The 18730-nt window shown below is 73.3% G+C and carries 17 protein-coding genes and 1 riboswitch; of the genes, 12 read left to right on the top strand and 5 right to left on the bottom strand.

Going from position 1 to position 18730, the window contains the following annotated elements; all coding sequences use genetic code 11:
* Positions 1-14 precede the first annotated feature (14 nt).
* Both thiE and thiM read right to left on the bottom strand, forming a co-directional pair.
* Positions 15-764, bottom strand: coding sequence for a thiamine phosphate synthase (thiE, locus tag ACLBWP_RS04135; protein ID WP_447654163.1), 750 nt, complete (start codon positions 762-764; stop codon positions 15-17).
* Entirely contained in the window at positions 761-1606 is an 846-nt protein-coding gene (thiM, locus tag ACLBWP_RS04130) for a hydroxyethylthiazole kinase (RefSeq protein WP_447654162.1), read from the bottom strand. The genes thiE and thiM overlap by 4 nt, the downstream gene beginning before the upstream one ends.
* A riboswitch (TPP riboswitch) is annotated at positions 1595-1690 on the bottom strand. (Overlaps the previous gene by 12 nt.)
* Positions 1691-1758: 68 nt before the next feature.
* Here thiM and ACLBWP_RS04125 point away from each other — a divergent pair.
* The 4 genes from ACLBWP_RS04125 to ACLBWP_RS04110 all read left to right on the top strand — a co-directional run bounded on the left by ACLBWP_RS04125 (position 1759) and on the right by ACLBWP_RS04110 (position 5746).
* On the top strand, positions 1759-2664 hold the full coding sequence (locus ACLBWP_RS04125) for an NUDIX domain-containing protein (RefSeq protein WP_243563754.1): 906 nt from the start codon (positions 1759-1761) through the stop codon (positions 2662-2664).
* 168 nt (positions 2665-2832) lie between these two features.
* Positions 2833-3579 (top strand): phosphotransferase enzyme family protein, encoded by a 747-nt coding sequence (locus ACLBWP_RS04120; protein ID WP_447654161.1) that lies wholly within the window; start codon positions 2833-2835, stop codon positions 3577-3579.
* Between the two features lie 32 nt (positions 3580-3611).
* Positions 3612-4706: a winged helix DNA-binding domain-containing protein gene (locus ACLBWP_RS04115; RefSeq protein WP_447654160.1), complete on the top strand. Its 1095-nt coding sequence runs from the start codon at positions 3612-3614 to the stop codon at positions 4704-4706.
* A gap of 98 nt (positions 4707-4804) precedes the next feature.
* Positions 4805-5746 (top strand): DnaJ domain-containing protein, encoded by a 942-nt coding sequence (locus ACLBWP_RS04110; RefSeq protein WP_447654159.1) that lies wholly within the window; start codon positions 4805-4807, stop codon positions 5744-5746.
* Between the two features lie 28 nt (positions 5747-5774).
* Here the strand turns inward: ACLBWP_RS04110 and ACLBWP_RS04105 are convergent, their stop codons facing one another.
* Positions 5775-6137 (bottom strand): RNA-binding S4 domain-containing protein, encoded by a 363-nt coding sequence (locus ACLBWP_RS04105; RefSeq protein ID WP_243563748.1) that lies wholly within the window; start codon positions 6135-6137, stop codon positions 5775-5777.
* Between the two features lie 34 nt (positions 6138-6171).
* Between ACLBWP_RS04105 and ACLBWP_RS04100 the strand changes: the two genes are divergently transcribed.
* Both ACLBWP_RS04100 and ACLBWP_RS04095 read left to right on the top strand, forming a co-directional pair.
* Entirely contained in the window at positions 6172-6429 is a 258-nt protein-coding gene (locus ACLBWP_RS04100; RefSeq protein ID WP_447654158.1) for a hypothetical protein, read from the top strand.
* Positions 6430-6646: 217 nt separating this feature from the next.
* Positions 6647-7834, top strand: a complete 1188-nt coding sequence (locus ACLBWP_RS04095; protein WP_447654157.1) for a hypothetical protein — start codon at positions 6647-6649, stop codon at positions 7832-7834.
* Here the strand turns inward: ACLBWP_RS04095 and ACLBWP_RS04090 are convergent.
* A complete protein-coding gene (locus tag ACLBWP_RS04090; protein ID WP_447654156.1) occupies positions 7831-9357 on the bottom strand; it encodes a S1C family serine protease in 1527 nt (508 codons plus the stop codon). The genes ACLBWP_RS04095 and ACLBWP_RS04090 overlap by 4 nt on opposite strands.
* 158 nt (positions 9358-9515) lie before the next feature.
* Here ACLBWP_RS04090 and ACLBWP_RS04085 point away from each other — a divergent pair, with 158 nt between their 5' ends.
* From ACLBWP_RS04085 to ACLBWP_RS04065, 5 genes are all read left to right on the top strand, one after another.
* Entirely contained in the window at positions 9516-10550 is a 1035-nt protein-coding gene (locus ACLBWP_RS04085) for a FecCD family ABC transporter permease (RefSeq protein WP_447654155.1), read from the top strand.
* Complete coding sequence (locus ACLBWP_RS04080) at positions 10547-11539, top strand: FecCD family ABC transporter permease (RefSeq protein ID WP_243563741.1); 993 nt, start codon at positions 10547-10549, stop codon at positions 11537-11539. The genes ACLBWP_RS04085 and ACLBWP_RS04080 overlap by 4 nt, the downstream gene beginning before the upstream one ends.
* Positions 11540-12002: 463 nt before the next feature.
* Positions 12003-12482, top strand: a complete 480-nt coding sequence (locus ACLBWP_RS04075) for an FHA domain-containing protein (protein WP_243563740.1) — start codon at positions 12003-12005, stop codon at positions 12480-12482.
* On the top strand, positions 12482-13186 hold the full coding sequence (gene ftsR / locus ACLBWP_RS04070; protein ID WP_243563739.1) for a transcriptional regulator FtsR: 705 nt from the start codon (positions 12482-12484) through the stop codon (positions 13184-13186). Before ACLBWP_RS04075 ends, ftsR begins: the two co-directional genes overlap by 1 nt.
* A 255-nt stretch (positions 13187-13441) precedes the next feature.
* The gene (locus tag ACLBWP_RS04065) at positions 13442-13966 is read left to right on the top strand and encodes a MerR family transcriptional regulator (RefSeq protein WP_395868411.1); all 525 of its coding nucleotides are present in this window, start codon (positions 13442-13444) and stop codon (positions 13964-13966) included.
* A 479-nt stretch (positions 13967-14445) separates the two neighbouring features.
* Here ACLBWP_RS04065 and ACLBWP_RS04060 read toward each other — a convergent pair whose 3' ends face one another.
* A complete protein-coding gene (locus tag ACLBWP_RS04060; protein ID WP_243563737.1) occupies positions 14446-15258 on the bottom strand; it encodes a ParA family protein in 813 nt (270 codons plus the stop codon).
* A gap of 60 nt (positions 15259-15318) precedes the next feature.
* On the opposite strand from ACLBWP_RS04060, the gene ACLBWP_RS04055 reads away from it, so the two are divergent.
* Positions 15319-18729 (top strand): pyruvate carboxylase, encoded by a 3411-nt coding sequence (locus ACLBWP_RS04055; protein WP_447654154.1) that lies wholly within the window; start codon positions 15319-15321, stop codon positions 18727-18729.
* Position 18730: the final 1 nt, after the last annotated feature.

The raw sequence follows: 18730 nt of genomic DNA, 5'->3' as shown, positions 1-18730 counted from the left end.
GCGCACCGGCCCGCTCACCGCGCACCCCCGTCGGCCAGGAGGCCCGGCAGCCGTCCGACGCCCACCCGCCCGTCCGGCGCACGGCCGGGTCCGGCACCGCGCCACGCCGACACGAACGCGGCCGCAGCAGCCCCCGGGTCGGCGGCCGCGCAGATGCCCGACACCACGGCGACACCGGCAGCGCCGGCTGCCCGGAGTGGGGCGACGTCGTCGAGCGTCACGCCGCCGATCGCCACGCAGGGCAGCTCCGCCCGGTCGGCGATGCCGGCGAACCCGGCGATCCCGAGCGCCGGCGGGTGGTCGGGCTTGGTCGCCGTGGGGTGCACGACACCGACCCCGAGCAGGTCGACCGTGCCGCGGGGCAGCCGGTCCAGCGCTGTGAGGTGCTCCGGGGTGTTCGCGGTCAGGCCGACCAGCGCCGCCGGGCCGAGCAGGGCACGCGCTGCGGTGACGGGCACGTCCGACTGCCCGAGGTGCACACCGGCGACGCGGTGCCCCGCGTGCCGCGCGGCCAGCACCACGTCGAGCCGGTCGTCGACCACCACCCGCGCGGTGTCGCCGACCGCGTCCGCCACGGCGGCCGTCAGCGCCAGCAGGTCCCGCGCGCTCGCGTCCTTGTCCCGCACCTGCACCGTCCGGACCCCCGCCGACACGGCCGCCCGGACCACGGCGAGCACCCCGTGTCCGTGCCGGTCGCACAGCGTGCCGTCGGTCACCAGGTACACGCCGACCTCCCACGGGTCGTCGGTCCACGCCCCGGTCACGCCGTCGACTCCTCGGTGACCCGGGCGTGCCGGACGACGTCCTCGGCTGTCAGCGCGGCCAACCGGTCGAGGAACAGCGGCTGGAAGGTCCCCGGACCGGCGGCGTCCCGTGCGGCGAGTTCGGCTGCAACGGTGTGCACCGTCGTTCCGGCCACCGCGGCGGCGACCGCATCGCCGTCGGTCACCGCCGTGAACGCGGCGATCACCGCGCCGAGGGCGCACCCGCCACCGGTGATCCGCGTGAGCAGGTCGGTGCCGTTCCCGACCCGGACCAGCGTGCCGGGGCCGCCGGGTGCCCCGGGGCCGACCACCAGGTCGACGGGACCCGAAACAGCCACCGCGCCCACGGTCCTCCCGGCTGCGGCGACCGCCGATCCGCGCGCGTCCTCGGTACCCGCCGTGCTGTCGACCCCGCGCCCACCGGCCGACGTCCCGAGCAGGGCGAGCACCTCGGACGCGTTGCCGCGCAGCACCGTCGGTCGGAGCGCGAGGAGCTCGCGCGCCAGGGCCGTCCGGACCGGCAGCGACCCGACGGCCACCGGGTCCAGGACCCACGGCGTCCCGGCAGTCGTGGCCGCCCTGGCGGCCTCGACCGACGCGGCACGCGGCTCGGCGTGCGGTGTGCCGGTGTTGACCAGCAGGGCGTCGGCGATCCCGGCGAACGGTCCGGCCTCGGTCGGCACGTCGACCATCGCGGCCGAGGCGCCGAGTGCCAGCAGCACGTTCGCGGTGACGTTCTGCACCACCGTGTTCGTGATGCACTGCACCAGGGGACTCCGGGCACGGACGGCCTCGAGCAGTTCGGCGGTGTGCGCAGCCCGTGCGGGCGCAGCGTTCTCCATGGACGATCCCTTCGCGAGTACGAGCTCGAGCAGGTTCGACGGGTGTGATCTCAGCCGCTGGATGCGGCACCCCGTGTCTCTGGGCAGCACCGTACACGACGCCGAGCGACGCATCACGGCCGCGTGCGAGGCGCGTGTGGAAGGGTGGACACGTGCCCGACGTCCTGCCCCCTGGTCCGCCACCCGGTCCCCGCGATCCCGGCGACGCCTGGGCGTACGGACCCGACGGCACCAAGGCGTGGGGACTGTTCGGAGCCGCCGGCCTGCTGGTCGACGACGGCGCCGGCCGCGTGCTGCTGCAGCACCGTGTCGAGTGGAGCCACCACGGCGGCACGTGGGGGATCCCCGGCGGTGCTCGCCACCAGCACGAGGACGCCGTCACCGGAGCGCTCCGCGAGTCCGCGGAAGAAGCGGGGGTGCCCGACGGCGGCGTCGACCTGCGCCACACGGCCGTGCTCGACCTGGGGTTCTGGACCTACACGACCGTCGTCGGCCGCGCTGCCCGTCCGTTCGAGCCGGTCATCGCCGACCGCGAGAGCCTGGCGCTGTCGTGGGTCCCGGTCGCCGAGGTCGACGACCTGCCCCTGCACCCGGGCTTCGGCGCGTCGTGGCCGGCCCTCCGCGCGGTGATCGACGTCACCCCGCACGTGGTCGTCGACGCGGCGAACGTCGTCGGCAGCGTGCCCGACGGCTGGTGGAAGGACCGTGCCGGCGCGGCCACCCGGCTGCTCGACGGGGTGACGGCGCTCGCCGCCTCGGGGCTCCCCGCCGCCGCGCTCGGACTCGGGTTCGACCGGTGGTGGCCGCGCTGGTCCGTGGTGCTCGAGGGTGCTGCACGGGACGCCGACGCCTCCGACGACCGGCCGGACACCGTCGCGGTCGTCCGTGCCGACGGCTCCGGGGACGACGCCGTCGTCGAGACGGCCGCCGCAGCCGTGGCCGCGGGGGCCGCACCGGTCGTCGTGGTGACCGCCGACCGGGGTCTGCGGGCCCGGGTGAGCGCGCTGGGCGACCAGGTCGTGGTCCACGGGCCGAGCTGGTTGCGCGAGCAGCGGTAGCGCGGGCCGACCGAGCGAGCTGTCGGAGCGCACGAGCGGCTGGAGCGTGGGTGCCGCGACGGCCTTGTCCGATCACGGATGGATCGCGACATCGGCGGCACCGAGCCGCTACGCTGACCGACACGTCAGCAGCACGTCAATGACGACGACCGCGACAGGAGGGCTCTCATGGAGCGCATCACCAGGGCAGCGGACCGCGTGCACCGGCCGGCCGGACCGTGGACCCCCACCGTGCACCGCCTGCTCGGGCACCTGCACGAGCAGGGCTTCGTCGCGGCACCGGAACCCATCGCCCTCGGCGACACCCTCGAGACCGTGTCGTTCGTCCCCGGCGTCGCGGGCGAGTACCCGTGGACCGAGGACATCGCCAGCGAGGCCGCGCTCGTCACCAGCGCCCGGCTGCTCCGGCACTACCACGACGCCGCCGCCACGTTCCCGCTCGACGACGCGGTGGACGTCTGGTCGCAGTCCACGCGGTCGCCCGTCGAGACCGTCGTGCACGGGGACTTCGCGCCCTACAACTGCGTGTACGACGGCATCCAGGCCGTCGGCGTCATCGACTTCGACACGGCGCACCCCGGCCCCCGCGTCTGGGACGTCGCCAGCGCGGTCTACCGGTTCGCGCCCTTCACCACCGGGGTGGTCGAAGGCAGTACCGCGCCGTCGCTCGACGAACGCCTGGCCCGCGCGGCGGAGTTCTGCGGCGCGTACGGGCTCGACGCCGAGTCCCGCGCCCGGCTCGCGCCGACGATGGTGGCCTCGATCGTGGCACTCGTGACCACGCTGGAGTCCGAGGCCGCCGCCGGCAACCCGAAGTTCGTCAGCGACCTGCAGCACGGACACGCCGAGCTGTACCGCGCCGACGTCGCCTACCTCGACGAGCACGCCGACGCGATCACCCGCGCGGTCGCCTGAGCACGAGCACCGCACCCGACGGCTCTGTCCCCGTGTCCCCGACCGCCGTGCAGCTGCGCGCGATGCGCCTGGCCGCCCAGCACGTCGGGCACCGGGGCGGGACACCGCTCGATGTCGTGCAGCACCTGCACGCGCTGCAGGGGCAGGACCTCGGCCAGTCCCTGTGGGCCATCGGCGCCCGTGCCCTCGGCGTGACGCGCGCCGACGTCCGTGCCGCGCTCGACCGGGGCGACTTCGTCCGGTCGTGGCCGATGCGCGGGACCCTGCACGTCCTGCACGCCGACACGCTGCGGACGATCCTGTCGCTGACCGCCGAGCGGACCCTGCGCGGACTGACCCGGCGGGCGCGCGAGCTGGAGATCGACGACGCGCTGGTCGGGCGGGCCCGTGACGCCACGATCGCCATGCTGCAGGGCGGGAGGTCCCTCGGTCGCGACGACGTCTTCGCCCGCTGGCGCGACGCGGGCATCGACCCCGCGGGCCAGCGCGGGTACCACCTGCTGCTGCACCTGTCGCAGCAGGGACTCGTCGCGTGGGGACCGACCGGCCGCGTGGGACAGGAGCTCGTCCTGCTCGACGAGTGGGCACCGGCCGGTGAACCCGTGCCCGAGCGTGACGAGGCACTCCGCCGCACACTGGTCGGGTACCTGCGGGGCCGCGGACCGGCGACCGAGTCCGACGCCGCGCACTGGACGAAGCTGCCGCTCGGCGACCTCCGCCGGGCCCGGGCTGCAGCAGGCGACACGATCGAGGACCTCGGCGCGGGACTCCTCGACCTGACCGACCGGCCCGAGCCAGACCCAGCGCAGCTGACCCGCGCGCACCTGCTGCCCGGCTTCGACGAGTACCTGCTCGGGTACGCCGACCGCACGGGCCACCTGGCCCCCGAGCACGCGCACCGGGTCGTCCCCGGCGCCAACGGCATGTTCCTGGCGATGGTCGTGCACCGCGGACAGGTCGTCGGCACCTGGCGCACCACCGAACGCACCCGCGACGTCCGCATCACCGTGACCCCGTTCGCCGCACTGTCCGGCGCGGCCACCCGTGCCGTCGAGGCCGCCGCCGGCCACGTCGGACGGTTCCTCGACCTGCCCGTGGTGCTGCAGGTCCTGGACCCGGCCACCTGACGGTCCGCACCGCTCCCGCAGCGTCGGTGGGACCTCCAGGCAGTCCGCAGCGCGCATGCGGCTGGTCCATACGAACGGTCGGGTACTGTGCCAGGGCCATGACCGACAGCCCGGCCGACGCCACCCCGTACGAAGTCCTCGGCGTCGCCGCGACCGCCGACGACGAGGAACTCCGTCGCGCCTACCGCCGCGCCGCGCGCGAGACCCACCCCGACCTGGGCGGCGACGCCGTCCGGTTCCGCCGCGTGCAGATCGCCTGGGAGCGCGTGGGCACCCCCGCCGCCCGCCGCGCCTACGACACCGGATCCCGGCCCACGTCCGCCCCCACCGCCCCGTCCGGTGGATCGGACTGGAGGACCGGCTCGGCCCGCGACGCCTACGCACCGCCCACGGCACGTCGCGACTCCCGCCCCCGTGCCCGGTCCCACGGACATCCCGGCGGTCGGTCGCGCGAGGTCTTCCTGGCCGCAGAACGCGAGTGGGTGGGGCTGGGCGACCCGATCGACGACCCGTACGACCCGTCGCTGATCCGCTCCGCGCCCCGGTTCATCCGCCGGCTGCTGGGCGAGGCACTCGCCGAAGAGGCGACCGCGTCGATCGTCGCCGACATGGGCATCGGCGTGACCGTCTGGCACGACCTGGACGCCGGGGCCGAGGGCAAGCTCGACCACGTCGTGCTCATGCCGAGCGGGCTCTGGGCGCTCGAGTCCATCGACTGGGGCGGCCCGGTGCGCATCGAGCACGGCGAGGTCGTCGGCGAGACCCTCGAGCCGGGGGAGCGTCCCGTCAAGGAGCTCGTCCGTGCCGCTCGAGCGGTGCAGAAGCAGACCCGCGTGCGGTTCACCGGGCGACTGCTGGTGGTGCCGGACTCGGCCGTCGACGTGGACGTGCAACTCGTCGGTCCGCAGCGCAAGCCGACCGCCTTCGTCGTGCGGCGGAGTGCGCTCGGGCAGGTGCTGAACGGGGTGTGGTCGCCCGAGGGTGCCGTCGACGTGTTCGAGGTCCGCGACCGGCTGCAGCAGACCGTCCGCTTCGTCTGACAGGTCGGGGAGCTGGCGGGTCGGGCGCTCAGTAGCCGCGGAGCTTCTCGAGGTCTCGGCGCTCCCGCTTGCTCGGTCGACCGGCACCGCGCTCGCGCATCGGGACGAACCCGGCCTCTTCGGCGGGCAGCCGCGGCGGCGTCCGGTCGTCCAGGTGCTTCGCCGCCTCGGTCGCACCGACGCGTTTGAGGATGATGCTCTTCACGACGACGATCCGGTCGAACCCGGCCTGTCGCACGCGGACCTCGTCCCCGGGGCCGACGGGCTGCGCGGGCTTCGCGCGTTCGCCGTTCACCTTGACGTGCCCGGCCTTGCACGCGGTCGTGGCGGCGGACCGGGTCTTGGTGATCCGGACCGCCCAGATCCATGCGTCCACCCGGGCCCTGTCCATGTCCCCACCCTAGGCGCGCCGTACCCTCGGGTGCATGGGTGCCGAGGCGCAGGACGTGATCGCACGGGGGCTCGCGCTCGAGCTGCTCGCGGCGGTGCAGGTCGGCGAGCGGGTCGTCGTCCGGGCGCACGACGGCGACGGTGCGCGCGATGCCCTCGGGCAGGTCGCGGTGCGGACGGCGGACGCCGTCACGATCGACACCCGCCGGGGACCCGTGGTGGTGGCCCTGGCGGACGTCGTCGCCGCGAAGCGCGTGCCGCCGCCGCCGGCTCCGCGGACACGGGGGCGCTGAGACACCGCGGCACCGGCACCGGCGCCGCACCGTGCGCGGGTCGGCACCGTGCGAGGTTGGTCGCCGGTGCGAGGTCGATCGGGTGGTGAGGGGAACGTTCCTCGCACGGGCCGGTCGTCCTCGCACCAGCGCGCAGACCGGCACCGCGCGGCGCCAACCCGCCCGACCCCGGCGAGCCGCGACCGACCGGTGCACCCCGCCGTCGTAGCCTCGGCCCATGCCTGTCCCCGTCCCACTCGGCACCGAGGACCGCACCGCACGCCTTGCCCTGCGCCACCCGGACTCCTGGCAGCGCGAGGACACCGCCCAGGCCGACCTGCGCATCACCGGCGACGACGTCGTCCTGACGGTCCGTTCCCGGCCGAGCGACCGTGCGATCGGCGACGAGACAGCCTCGCTGCTCGACCGGCTGCCGGGAGCCGTCGACGGGCTGCTGCTGGTCGGGTGCGACGTGTGGACGAGCGTCGGCGCGCCGGCACGGCTGGTCGAGTACGTCCGGCCGGACACCGGCGGTGACGACGAGGACGGTCACGGGGACATCGCCGGCGCCCACCTGCTCTTCGTGACCGGCCGGCACCGCGTCGACGTGACGGTCGAGCGCCCCCTCGCCCGACTCCAGGCCACCGACGACGTCGTGTTCGCCGTCCTCGAGTCCGTCCGGGCGACCGGGCCCGTCACCGCCCGCGACACCCGCGACCTCGAGGCACTGCCCGTCCCACCCGCACCCACCGAGCTCGCCGGGCCCCGCATCGGCGACGAGGCCCTCGCGACCCTGCAGAGCATGGCCGGCAAGCGCTGGAGCCCGACGCTGTTGCGGTCGGCCGGGGGCCGCGAGCTCGTCGAGGCGGGCCTGGTCGGCCGCTTCGGGACGCTCCCCGCGACCACGCAGGCGCTGCTGGAGCCGTGGAGCGACGACCAGGCACCGACCACCCTCGAACAGCACCTGCCCGACGGGCGCGTGACGCGCCTCCAGGCCTGGTCCGGAACGGTGGTCGACACACCGGACGACCGCGGCTCGGTCCTCGCGCAGCTGTCAGCCGAGCGCGTGCTGCAGACCGCGGCCGGGAGGCTCGGTGTCGGTCCGGCATGGACCTTCCCGTTCCGCACGGGGACGCTGCGGGCCGACCTGGTCGGCCGGCGCCTGGCCGGTGGCGACGACGCACCCGACCTGCCAGCGGAGGTGGCCGATGCCGACCCGCGGCTGGCACGGTTCTGGGCCGCGCCGTGGACGGTGTCGTACCTGCGCCGTCCGGGGAAGCCGCGGCCGGTCACGATCGTCCGGGCCGAGGGCATCGGGTTCGCGCGCGTCGGACGCACGGAAGCCGGCGCCACCGCGTTCGGAGCGGAGTCGCCGGCCAACGTGTACCGGTCGCTGGTGCGGGCGTTCCTGCCCGCTGCTTCCTAGACGGCGGGTCCCGCCGTGAGCGTCACCGTGGTGGTGGTCGATGCGCCGGTGGTGTTGGTGTAACCCACCTGCACCTTGTCACCCACGGACTTGGACTGGATGACCTGGGTCAGCTGGTCCGCGCTCGTGATCGCCGTGCCGTCGATCGAGGTGATCGTGTCGCCGGCCACGAGCCCCGCGTTCGCCGCGCCGGACTCGGCGATGGTGCCGGCCACCGCGACGCCACCGCTGGTCGCCGTGCCGCTGACCTGCACGCCCAGGAACGCGGGCAGGCCGATCGTGATCGTGCCACCGGCCTGGCCGTCGAGGATCTTGTCCGCGATGGACTTCGCCGTCGCGATCGGGATCGCGTAGCCGGTGACGTCCGCCGAGCCCGACGACGCCGCGGTCGCCATGCCGACGACCTCGCCCTCGGAGTCCAGCACCGGACCGCCCGAGTCGCCGGACACGACGTCAGCCGCGAGCTCCATCAGGCCGGTCAGCGACTCGGTGCCCGTGCCGGACTCGCTCTGCACCTGGATGTCCTGGTCGGTCGCGGTGACGCTGCCCTCGGCCGCCACCAGGTTCCCCGTGCCCTCGGCGTTGCCGACGTCGGTGATCGCGTCGCCGGTCTTCGCGCCGCCGTCGTCGTCGAGCGACACGGTCGACAGGCCCGAGGCGCCCTCGAGCTTCAGCACGGCGACGTCGTTGGTGGCGTCGGCGCCGACCACGTCGGCCTTGTACTCCTTGCCGGTCGTCTCGTCGGTGACGGTGATGCTCGTCGCACCCTGGATGACGTGGTTGTTCGTCAGGATCGTGCCGTCGCTGGTCAGGACCATCCCGGTGCCTGCCGCCTGCGACGACGCGTCGTAGTTCAGCACCGTGTTGATCGTGACGACGCCCTTCTTCTGCGCGGCGGTCGCGGCGGTCGCGGGGCTCTGCGTGCTCGTGCCGGAGCTGCCATCGCTGCTGCCGCTCCCGCTGCCGTCACCGGGCACCGTGAAGCCGTTCGTCCCGCTGCCGTCCGACCCGGTGCCGCTGCCCGAGCCCGTGCCGGGCAGGGTCGTGGTGCCCTGCGACTGGCTCGAGGTGGTCTGGGTGCCGTGCGACGACAGACCCAGTGCGGTGCCACCGGCAGCGCCGACGATCGCCAGTGCGGCGATGCCCGAGCCGATCATCAGGCCCAGACGGCGCTTCTTCGTGCCGGGCTGCGTGCCGAACGCGCCGCTCCAGCCCTGCGGGGCGTGCGCGCCGCCGTACGGTGCGCCGGCGTGCTCGCCGTGCTGCGCCGCGTGGGCCCAGGTGTGCGTGCCGGCCAGCGCCGGGCTGCCGATCAGGTACGGGCCGCGGCCGTCGGCAGCGTAGGCGTACGGGCCGGAACCATCGGGAGCGTAGAGGTACGGACCGGAGCCGTCGAAGGCGTAGGCGGGGCGGAGCGTCGACGCGTCCGCGTGCGGGGCCTCCCACGTGGAGCGGGGTGCGGCGTCCTGTGCGTCGATCGGCGTGGTGCCCGGTTCGGCGTCGGGGTTCGGGGTCTCGTTCATCGGTGCTCTCCGGTCGCTCTCGACGTCCCGGTCGGGCGTCGATGGGTACGAGTACAGGCCTCGAACCCATGACGGAGCTATGAACGGGCCCTGCGCCTGCTCATGACTCGCTCGGCGATCACCGAACGGGTGTCCACGTTAGGGTTGCCTCACCCCTCATGCGTTCCCCGTCGCCTGCGCCACCGGCGCCCAGTTCCGTGCCACGACTCGTCGGCGCGACCGTCCTCGCGGTCGTCGTCCTCGGGGTCGCGGTGGCGTTGAGCGTCGCGTTCGGGTCACGGCCGATCCCGCTCGGCACGGTGTTCGACGCAGTCCTGCACCCCGGCCGGAACGACGAGGTCGGGCTCATCGTCATCGGCAACCGCATCCCGCGCACCGTCGTCGGGTTGCTCGCCGGGGCGGCCCTCGGCGTCGCCGGAGCCGTCATGCAGGGCGTGACGCGGAACCCGCTCGCCGACCCGAGCATCCTCGGCATCAACTCGGGAGCAGCCCTGGCCGTGGTCACCGGCATCGCGGTGTTCGGCATCAGCGGGACCGCCGCCTACCTGCCCTTCGCGTTCGCCGGCGCCGGGCTGGCGGCGCTGCTGGTCTACGGCATAGCTGCCGTCGCCCGGCGCGGGCTCACCCCCGTCGGGCTCGCCCTGTCCGGAGCGGTCGTCGCCGCGGCCCTGGCCTCGGTCACGACCGCGGTCCTCGTGACGAGCCAGAGCCTGCTCGACCAGCTGCGCTTCTGGCAGGTCGGCGCGCTGGCGGGCGGTGACCTGGGCACCGCCGGCGTCGTCACCGTCCCGGTGCTCGTCGGGCTCGTCCTGGCGATCGCACTCGGTCGCTCGCTCAACACGCTGGCACTCGGGGACGAGCTCGCGGCCTCGCTCGGGCAGCGGGTCGTGCTGGTCCGCGCCGTCGGGGGACTCGTCACCGTGCTGCTCGCCGGGTCGGCCGTCGCCGCTGCGGGGCCCATCGCCTTCATCGGCCTGGCGGTGCCTCATGCCGTCCGTCGCCTGAGCGGCCCCGACAACCGCTGGACGATCCTGCTGTCGGCGGTCGTCGCACCGGCGCTGCTGCTCGTCGCCGACGTCATCGGCCGGGTCGTGGCGTACCCGGGGGAGCTGCAGGTCGGCATCGTGACCGCGCTCCTCGGCGCGCCGGTGTTCATCGCGCTCGTGCGGTCCAAGGCGGTGCGCGGACTGTGAGGACGCGCACGGTCGGCGTCCGGCGAGAACTCGTGGTGCTCGGAGCGCTGCTCGTGGTGCTCGTCGCGCTGGTCCTGGTCGGACTGGGCGTCGGCGAGATCCCGCTCGCGCCCACCCAGGTCGTCGCGGCGCTGGTGGGACACGGCGACACGGTGTCGGACTTCGTGATCGGCCAGCTCCGCGGCCCCCGGACCCTGGCGGCACTGCTGGTCGGTGCGTGCCTGGGCGTCGCGGGGGCGATCGTGCAGAGCGTGGTCCGCAACCCGATCGCGAGCCCGGACGTCATCGGCATCACCTCGGGCGCCAGTGCGTCCGGACTGACGGCCATCGTGCTGTTCGGGGCGTCCGGCACCAGCCTGTTCGCGACCGTCGTCGTCGGTGCGCTCGTGGTCTCGGCCGTGATCGCCGCACTCGCCTGGCGTCGCGGCATCACCGGCAACCGGGTCGTCCTGGTCGGCATCGGTGTCGCGGCGATGTGCCTCAGCGTGACGGGGTGGCTGCTGACGAGCGGTTCCGTGCAACAGGCCGGCACCGCGTTGCTCTGGCTGTCCGGCAGCCTGAACGCCGTGGACCGCGGGGTCGTCGGACTGCTCGGCATCGCGTTCGTGGTGCTCGTCGCGGCGGCGCTGCTGCAGTCACCCCGTCTGGGCATCCTGACGCTCGGGGACGAGGTCGCGGCCTCGCTCGGGCTCCGGCCGGACCGCGCCAAGGTCCTGCTCCTGCTGACCGCGGTGTGCCTGACGGCGGGCGCGGTCGCCACCGCCGGGCCGGTGTCGTTCGTCGCGCTGATGGCGGCCCCGATCGCGCGGCGGCTGGTGGGCGGTGGTCGCGTCGCGCTGGCGCCCGCAGCGGTGGTCGGTGCCGTGGTCGTCCTGGCGAGCGACCTGATCGGCCAGTTCGCGATCCCGGGCACCGCGCTGCCGGTGGGCGTCGTGACCGGTGTCGTGGGCGCGCCGTACCTGCTCTGGCTGCTGGCCCGGGGCCGCTGACCCGACCTGGCGCCGGGCCGGGGCCTGCGGTGCGGGCCGGCACTGGGCCTCCCGTCCGAAGGCCGGCGCCTGCGGTGCGGGCCGGCACCGAGCCTGTCGCCCGAAGGCCGGCGCTTGCGGTGCGGGCCGGCACCGAGCCCGTCGCCCGACCGGTCATGACACCCCGAGCGCACCAGGTCGACCGGTCGGTTCCTGTCGCTCGCCGGACCGTCGGCCGACGATCCGTGACCATTCGGCGGTCATGAGCGGGGTGTCGTGACCGGTCGTGAGGGGCGGGGCGACGCGACGCATCTCGGACGCGCACCCTCGCTGAGCGGTGGCGCACCGAGCGAGCGTGCTGTCCGCCATGCGGAGGACACGGCGTGTCCGCTCGTCGCGGACAGGTCGTGTCACCCGTCCACGGGGCTCTCGACGCGCCCCGCGTTTCCGATACGCTTGGACGCCAAGAGGAGGAGGTCCACCGATGCCAGATCCAGTGGTCCCGCAGCCCGAGGGACAGAACACCCCGGAGCAGCGGCTGGTCGACACGACGCTGACCTTCAGCATGGAACTCGGAGCGGCCCTGACGCCCGAGTCCGGTGTCTCGCCCGAAGAACGCGACGCGATCAACGCGCTGCCGTCCGGTTCCGCACTGCTCGTCGTGCGCCGTGGCCCCAACGTCGGGGCCCGGTTCCTGCTCGACTCCGACGTCACGACGGCCGGTCGGCACCCCGACGCCGACATCTTCCTCGATGACGTCACGGTGTCGCGCAAGCACGCCCAGTTCCTGCGGCAGGGCACGACGTTCACCGTCAAGGACAACGGCTCACTCAACGGCACCTACTTCGACGGGGAGCGCATCGACGAAGCGGTGCTCGCCGACGGGTCCGAGGTGCAGGTCGGCAAGTTCCGCCTGACCTTCTACGCCTCCCGCGTCGACCTGGCGCGCCTGGCGAACGCGTAGTGGCTGCGCGCTCGGCCGCAGTACGGTCGGGTTCGCCAGCCGCGGACCTGCTGACGATCGGACAGGTCCTCGCCCGTCTCAAGCCCGAGTTCCCCGAGCTGTCCAACTCGAAGCTCCGGTTCCTCGAGGAGCGCGAGCTCGTCACGCCGGTCCGCACCGCCAGCGGCTACCGCAAGTTCTCGCCGGCCGATGTCGAGCGCCTGCGGGTCGTCCTCGGGTTGCAGCGCGACCACTACCTGCCACTCAAGGTCATCAAGGAGTACCTCGCCGACCTCGACGCCGGTCGTGAGCCCGTGCTGCCCGGCGGCGGAGACGGCCCCAGGCCCTCGATCCTGGGTGGCGAGAAGCGGTACACACGCGACGACCTGGTCCGTGCGGCGGGCGCGTCGCCGATGCTGCTGGCCGATGCCGTCTCGGCGTCCCTGTTGCCGGCGTCCGACACCTTCGGCGAAGACGCCGTCGTCGTGCTCAAGGCCCTCGTCGAACTGCAGCGCACCGGCATCGAGCCGCGTCACCTGCGCACGTTCCGCACCACTGCGGAACGCGAGGTCGGGCTCATCGAGTCGGCGCTCATGCCCGTCTCGCGCCGTGGCGACGCCACCTCGAAGGCCAAGGCGCTCGAAGCTGCGCGCGAGATCGCCGGGCACCTCGAGGTGATCCGGTCCAACCTGATCCGGGCCGCCATCGGTCGGATGGATGGATGAGTCGCGGCATCGCGTGCGCCCGGGCCGCTCGTCCCGGGGCTGGCTCACTGTCCCCGGCTGGGCGTATCCTCGACACGCCGGACGCGCCGAGTCGGATGTCCCGCGCCGGAGCCGTCCGAGTCGCTACCGTGGACCTCGGCACAACTCTCAACCCGTCGTTGAAGCTTCGGGTGAGGGCTCGATCGTCCTGGAAGGCAGTCCAATGAGTGGGGTAGTTCTATGAGCGACAGTGGCACCCCCGGTACCCCGTCAGACATGACGCGGTACGACCTCGGTCTGCTCTTCACCGACGGCCTGCCGGAACACGACGAACAGAACGGCTACCGCGGCACCGTCGCCGCCAAGGCCGCCGGCATCAGCTACCGCCAGCTCGACTACTGGGCTCGCACCGAGCTCGTCGAGCCCACGATCCGCGGCGCTGCGGGCTCCGGCTCGCAGCGGCTCTACGGATTCCGCGACATCCTCGTGCTCAAGCTCGTGAAGCGCCTGCTCGACACCGGCATCTCGCTGCAGCAGATCCGCACCGCGGTGAACCAGCTGCGCGAGTCGGGCGTGTCGGACCTTGCACAGACCACGCTGATGTCCGACGGCGCGTCCGTGTACCTCTGCACCTCGGACGACGAGGTCATCGACCTGGTCTCCCGCGGGCAGGGCGTGTTCGGCATCGCCGTGGGCAAGGTCCTGCGCGAGGTCGAGTCCTCGCTGGTCGAGCTCGACGCCACGCCGGCGGCCGACCCCGCCGACGAGCTCGCAGCGCGCCGCGCCACACGCGCTTCCTGATCCCACGCGGGCGATCCGGCACGTCGCGTGTGTGCGGTGCCGTCGTGTCGTGCGTCGAGGCTCCAGCACTGCTGCATCTGGAGCGTCCTGAGCCGGCGTCGGTGCGCCCGCCGCAGAACTGAACGGCGAGTGTTGCACCGTCGAGGTCCGACCGCGTGCGCGGGAGTCGTGCTGACCAAGTCGGCGTGATGTCGACGCGTGCGCATGGGTGCTGCACCGGACCGAGTGGTCACGACACCCCGGGTGCGCGGCGTCGAGTGGTCGGAGATCGTCGCTGATCCGGCCGCCAGCCGACGCTCTGTGACCGGTCGGCGGACGTGAGCGGGGTGTCGTGACCGGTCGGGGACGCCGGGTCTGGCGGGCGTGCCGATCTGCCGGGTCAGGCGGGGGTGCCGTCCGCGCCGTGTGGGTGCGTGCCGATCTGCCGGGTCAGGCGGGGGTGCCGTCCGCGCCGTGTGGGTGCGTGCCGATCTGCCGGGTCAGGCGGGGGTGCCGTCGGCGTACGGGCCGATCTTGCCCGTGCGCATGACACGCTCGAGCAGCTGGTCGAAGTTACGCGCCATCTCCTGCGCGGACTCGCCGGGCCACACGTGCAGGGGCTTGGCGGCTCCCTGGGCCTGCTGCAGCGAGGTGCGCTCCGGCAGCTGCGGCGAGAGCACGAGCGGGCCGAACATGTCGCGGAGTTCCTTGATCCGGAACTGGTGTTCGAGGGACTGCACGCGCGCCCGGTTGACGATGATGCCGAGGGGCTGCAGGCGGGGGGAGAGTCCGCGACGGATCTCCTCGATCGCGCGCAGGGCACGGTCGGCGGCCGCGACGGAGAACAGTCCCGGTTCGGTGACCACGGTCACGCGGTCGGAGGCTGCCCAGGCGGTGCGGGTGAGCGCGTTCAGCGACGGGGCGCAGTCGATCAGGACGAGTTCGTAGTCCTGCTCGACGTTGGCGAGTGCCTCTTCGAGCTTCCAGATGTCGCGGATGGAGGGGTGCGGTCCGTCGAAGTTGATCGCGGAGGGCGAGCCGACCAGGACGTCGATCTTGCCCTGGGAGCCCTTGGTCCAGCCGGAGGGCGCGATGGCCTGCCGGACGATCTTCTCCTTCGGGTTCTCGAGCACGTCGGCCACGTTGAGGTGACCGGCGATGTTGATGTCGAGGCCGGTGGAGACGTCGGACTGGGGGTCGAGATCGACGACCAGCGTTCGCAGGCCCTTGGCGAACGCGGCCGAGGTCAGACCGAGTGTGACCGTCGTCTTGCCGACACCGCCCTTGAGAGAGCTCACGCTGAGTACATGCACGTTGAGCAACGTTACCGCCACTAAGGTTGTCCCACCTGACCCAGCGCTGAAAGGGCCCGCGTGTTCCGCAAGATCCTGGTCGCCAACCGTGGCGAGATCGCGATCCGTGCCTTCCGCGCGGCGGTCGAACTCGGCGCTCGCACCGTCGCCGTCTACCCCTACGAAGACCGGAACTCCCTGCACCGCCTCAAGGCGGACGAGGCCTACCTGATCGGCGAGCGCGGGCACCCGGTGCGCGCGTACCTCGACGTCGCCGAGATCGTCCGCGTGGCGCGCGAGTCCGGCGCGGACGCGATCTACCCGGGCTACGGCTTCCTGTCCGAGAACCCGGACCTGGCCGCGGCAGCCGAAGCAGCCGGCATCACCTTCATCGGCCCCGGGCAGCACGTGCTCGAGATGGCGGGCAACAAGGTCACGGCGAAGCAGCACGCCGTCGCGGCGGGGGTCCCGGTGCTGGCGAGCACCCCGGCCAGTCGCGACGTCGACGAACTCATCGCGGGCGCGGACGCCGTCGGGTTCCCGGTGTTCGCGAAGGCGGTCGCGGGCGGTGGCGGTCGTGGCATGCGCCGGGTCGAGACGGCGGACGAGCTCCGTCCCGCGCTCGAAGCTGCGATGCGCGAGGCCGACAGTGCCTTCGGCGACCCGACGATGTTCCTCGAACAGGCGGTGTTGCGTCCCCGGCACATCGAGGTGCAGATCCTGGCCGACGCCACGGGTGACGACGCCGGCACCATCCACCTGTTCGAGCGTGACTGCTCGGTCCAGCGCCGCAACCAGAAGGTCGTGGAGATCGCGCCGGCGCCGAACCTGGACCCCGCGGTCGCTGCCGCCCTGCACCGCGACGCCGTCGCGTTCGCGCGGTCGATCGGCTACGTGAACGCCGGTACCGTCGAGTTCCTGCTCGACACGGTCGGCGAGCGTGCCGGCCAGCACGTGTTCATCGAGATGAACCCCCGCATCCAGGTCGAGCACACCGTCACCGAAGAGGTGACCGACGTCGACCTGGTGCAGTCACAGATGCGCATCGCCGCGGGGGAGACCCTGGGTGACCTGGGGCTGACGCAGGACCGCGTCGCCGTGCACGGTGCCGCACTGCAGACCCGCATCACGACCGAGGACCCGACGCAGGGGTTCCGACCGGACACCGGTCGCATCACGACCTACCGCAGCCCGGGTGGCGCGGGCGTCCGGCTCGACGGCGGCACGGTCGCCACGGGCGCGCAGATCAGCCCGCACTTCGACTCGATGCTGGCGAAGATGACGTGCCGCGGCCGTGACTTCACGACCGCGGTCGGTCGGGCCAAGCGGGCCCTGGCGGAGTTCCGGATCCGCGGGGTCAGCACGAACATCCCGTTCCTGCAGGCCGTGCTCGAGGACCCGGACTTCGCCCGTGGCGACGTGTCGACGGCGTTCATCGAGGAACGCCCGCAGCTGTTCAGCGGGCACGTGTCCAAGGACCGCGGCACCAAGGTCGTCAACTGGCTGGCGGACGTCACGGTGAACAAGCCGAACGGCGACCGCGGCGCGCAGATCGTCGACCCCGCGCTGAAGCTCCCGCACGTCGACCTGGGCACGCCGCCGCCCGCCGGGCAGCGGCAGCGGCTGCTCGAGCTCGGCCCGACGGCATGGGCAGCGGCTCTCCGCGCGCAGACCCCGCTCGCCGTCACCGAGACCACCATGCGCGACGCCCATCAGTCGCTCCTGGCCACCCGGGTCCGCAGCAAGGACCTGATCGCCGTCGCGCCGCACGTCGCACGCCTGACCCCCGAGCTGCTCAGCATGGAGGCCTGGGGCGGTGCGACCTACGACGTCGCCCTCCGGTTCCTGGGCGAGGACCCCTGGGAGCGTCTGGTCTCGCTGCGCGAAGCGATGCCGAACATCCCGATCCAGATGCTGCTGCGCGGCCGGAACACCGTCGGGTACACGCCGTACCCGACCGAGGTGACGGACGCCTTCGTGGCAGAAGCAGCGGCGACCGGTGTGGACGTGTTCCGGGTGTTCGACGCCCTGAACGACGTCAGCCAGCTGCGCCCCGCGCTCGAGGCCGTGCTCGCGACGGGCACCGCCGTCGCCGAGGCCGCGCTCTGCTACTCCGGCGACCTGCTCGACCCCGCCGAGGACCTCTACACGCTCGACTACTACCTGCGCCTGGCCGAGCAGATGGTGGAGGCGGGAGCCCACGTCATCGGCATCAAGGACATGGCGGGGCTGCTGCGTGCCGGAGCGGCCGAGCGGCTCGTCGCCGCCCTGCGGGAGCGCTTCGACCAGCCCGTCCACGTGCACACGCACGACACCGCCGGCGGCCAGCTCGCGACGCTGCTGGCCGCCGCCCGGGCGGGTGCGGACGCGGTCGACGTGGCCGCCGCGCCGATGGCCGGCACGACGAGTCAGCCGAGCATGTCGGCTCTGGTCGCCGCGCTCGCCCACACCGATCGCGACACCGGTCTGTCCCTGGCGGCCGTCGGCGACCTCGAGCCCTACTGGGAAGCCGTGCGTCGGGCGTACGCGCCGTTCGAGTCCGGTCTCGCCGGCCCGACCGGTCGTGTCTACAAGCACGAGATCCCGGGCGGGCAGCTGTCGAACCTCCGGCAGCAGGCGATCGCACTCGGGCTCGGCGACCGCTTCGAGCAGGTGGAGGACTGGTACGCCGAGGCGAACCGGATCCTCGGGCGTCCGACCAAGGTCACCCCGTCCTCGAAGGTCGTCGGCGACCTCGCGCTGCAGTTGGCCGCGGTCGACGCCGACCCCGTCGACTTCGAGCAGAACCCGCAGAAGTACGACATCCCGGACTCGGTGATCGGCTTCATGGCGGGTGAACTCGGCGAACTCCCCGGCGGCTGGCCCGAGCCGTTCCGTTCGAAGGTCCTGGCCGGGCGCGACGTCACGCCGACGATCACGCCCGTGCCGGAGCACGAGCGGGCACGCCTCACCGCGTCCGGGCCCGAGCGACGGCAGGCCCTGAACCGGCTGCTGTTCCCGGGGCCGACCGAGGCGTTCCAACGGGTCCGCGACGAGTACGGCGACCTGTCCCCGGTCCCGACCACCGACTACCTCTACGGCCTGCGCGCCGGTGAAGAGCACGTCGTGTCGCTCGGCAAGGGCGTGGACCTGTTCGTGGGGCTCGAGGCGATCGGAGAGGCCGACGGCCGCGGCATCCGCACCGTGATGGCGACCCTGAACGGGCAGCTCCGCCCGGTGGCCGTCCGCGACCGTTCGATCCACGTCGAGACGAAGGCCGCCGAGAAGGCGGACCGCTCCGACCCGAACCACGTCGCGGCACCGTTCTCCGGTGTGGTGACGCTCAAGGTCGCCGTCGGTGACACCGTCGTGGCCGGGCAGGCCGTGGCGAGCATCGAGGCGATGAAGATGGAAGCGGCCATCACGGCTCCCGTTGCGGGGACCGTCGGCCGACTCGCGATCCCGGTGACCCAGCAGGTGGATGCCGGAGACCTCCTGGTGGTGCTGCAGTAAC

This window comes from Microbacterium sp. M1A1_1b, assembly GCF_053345565.1.
Note: the sequence above shows the minus strand (reverse complement) of the source record. Positions and strands in the feature narration are given on the sequence as shown.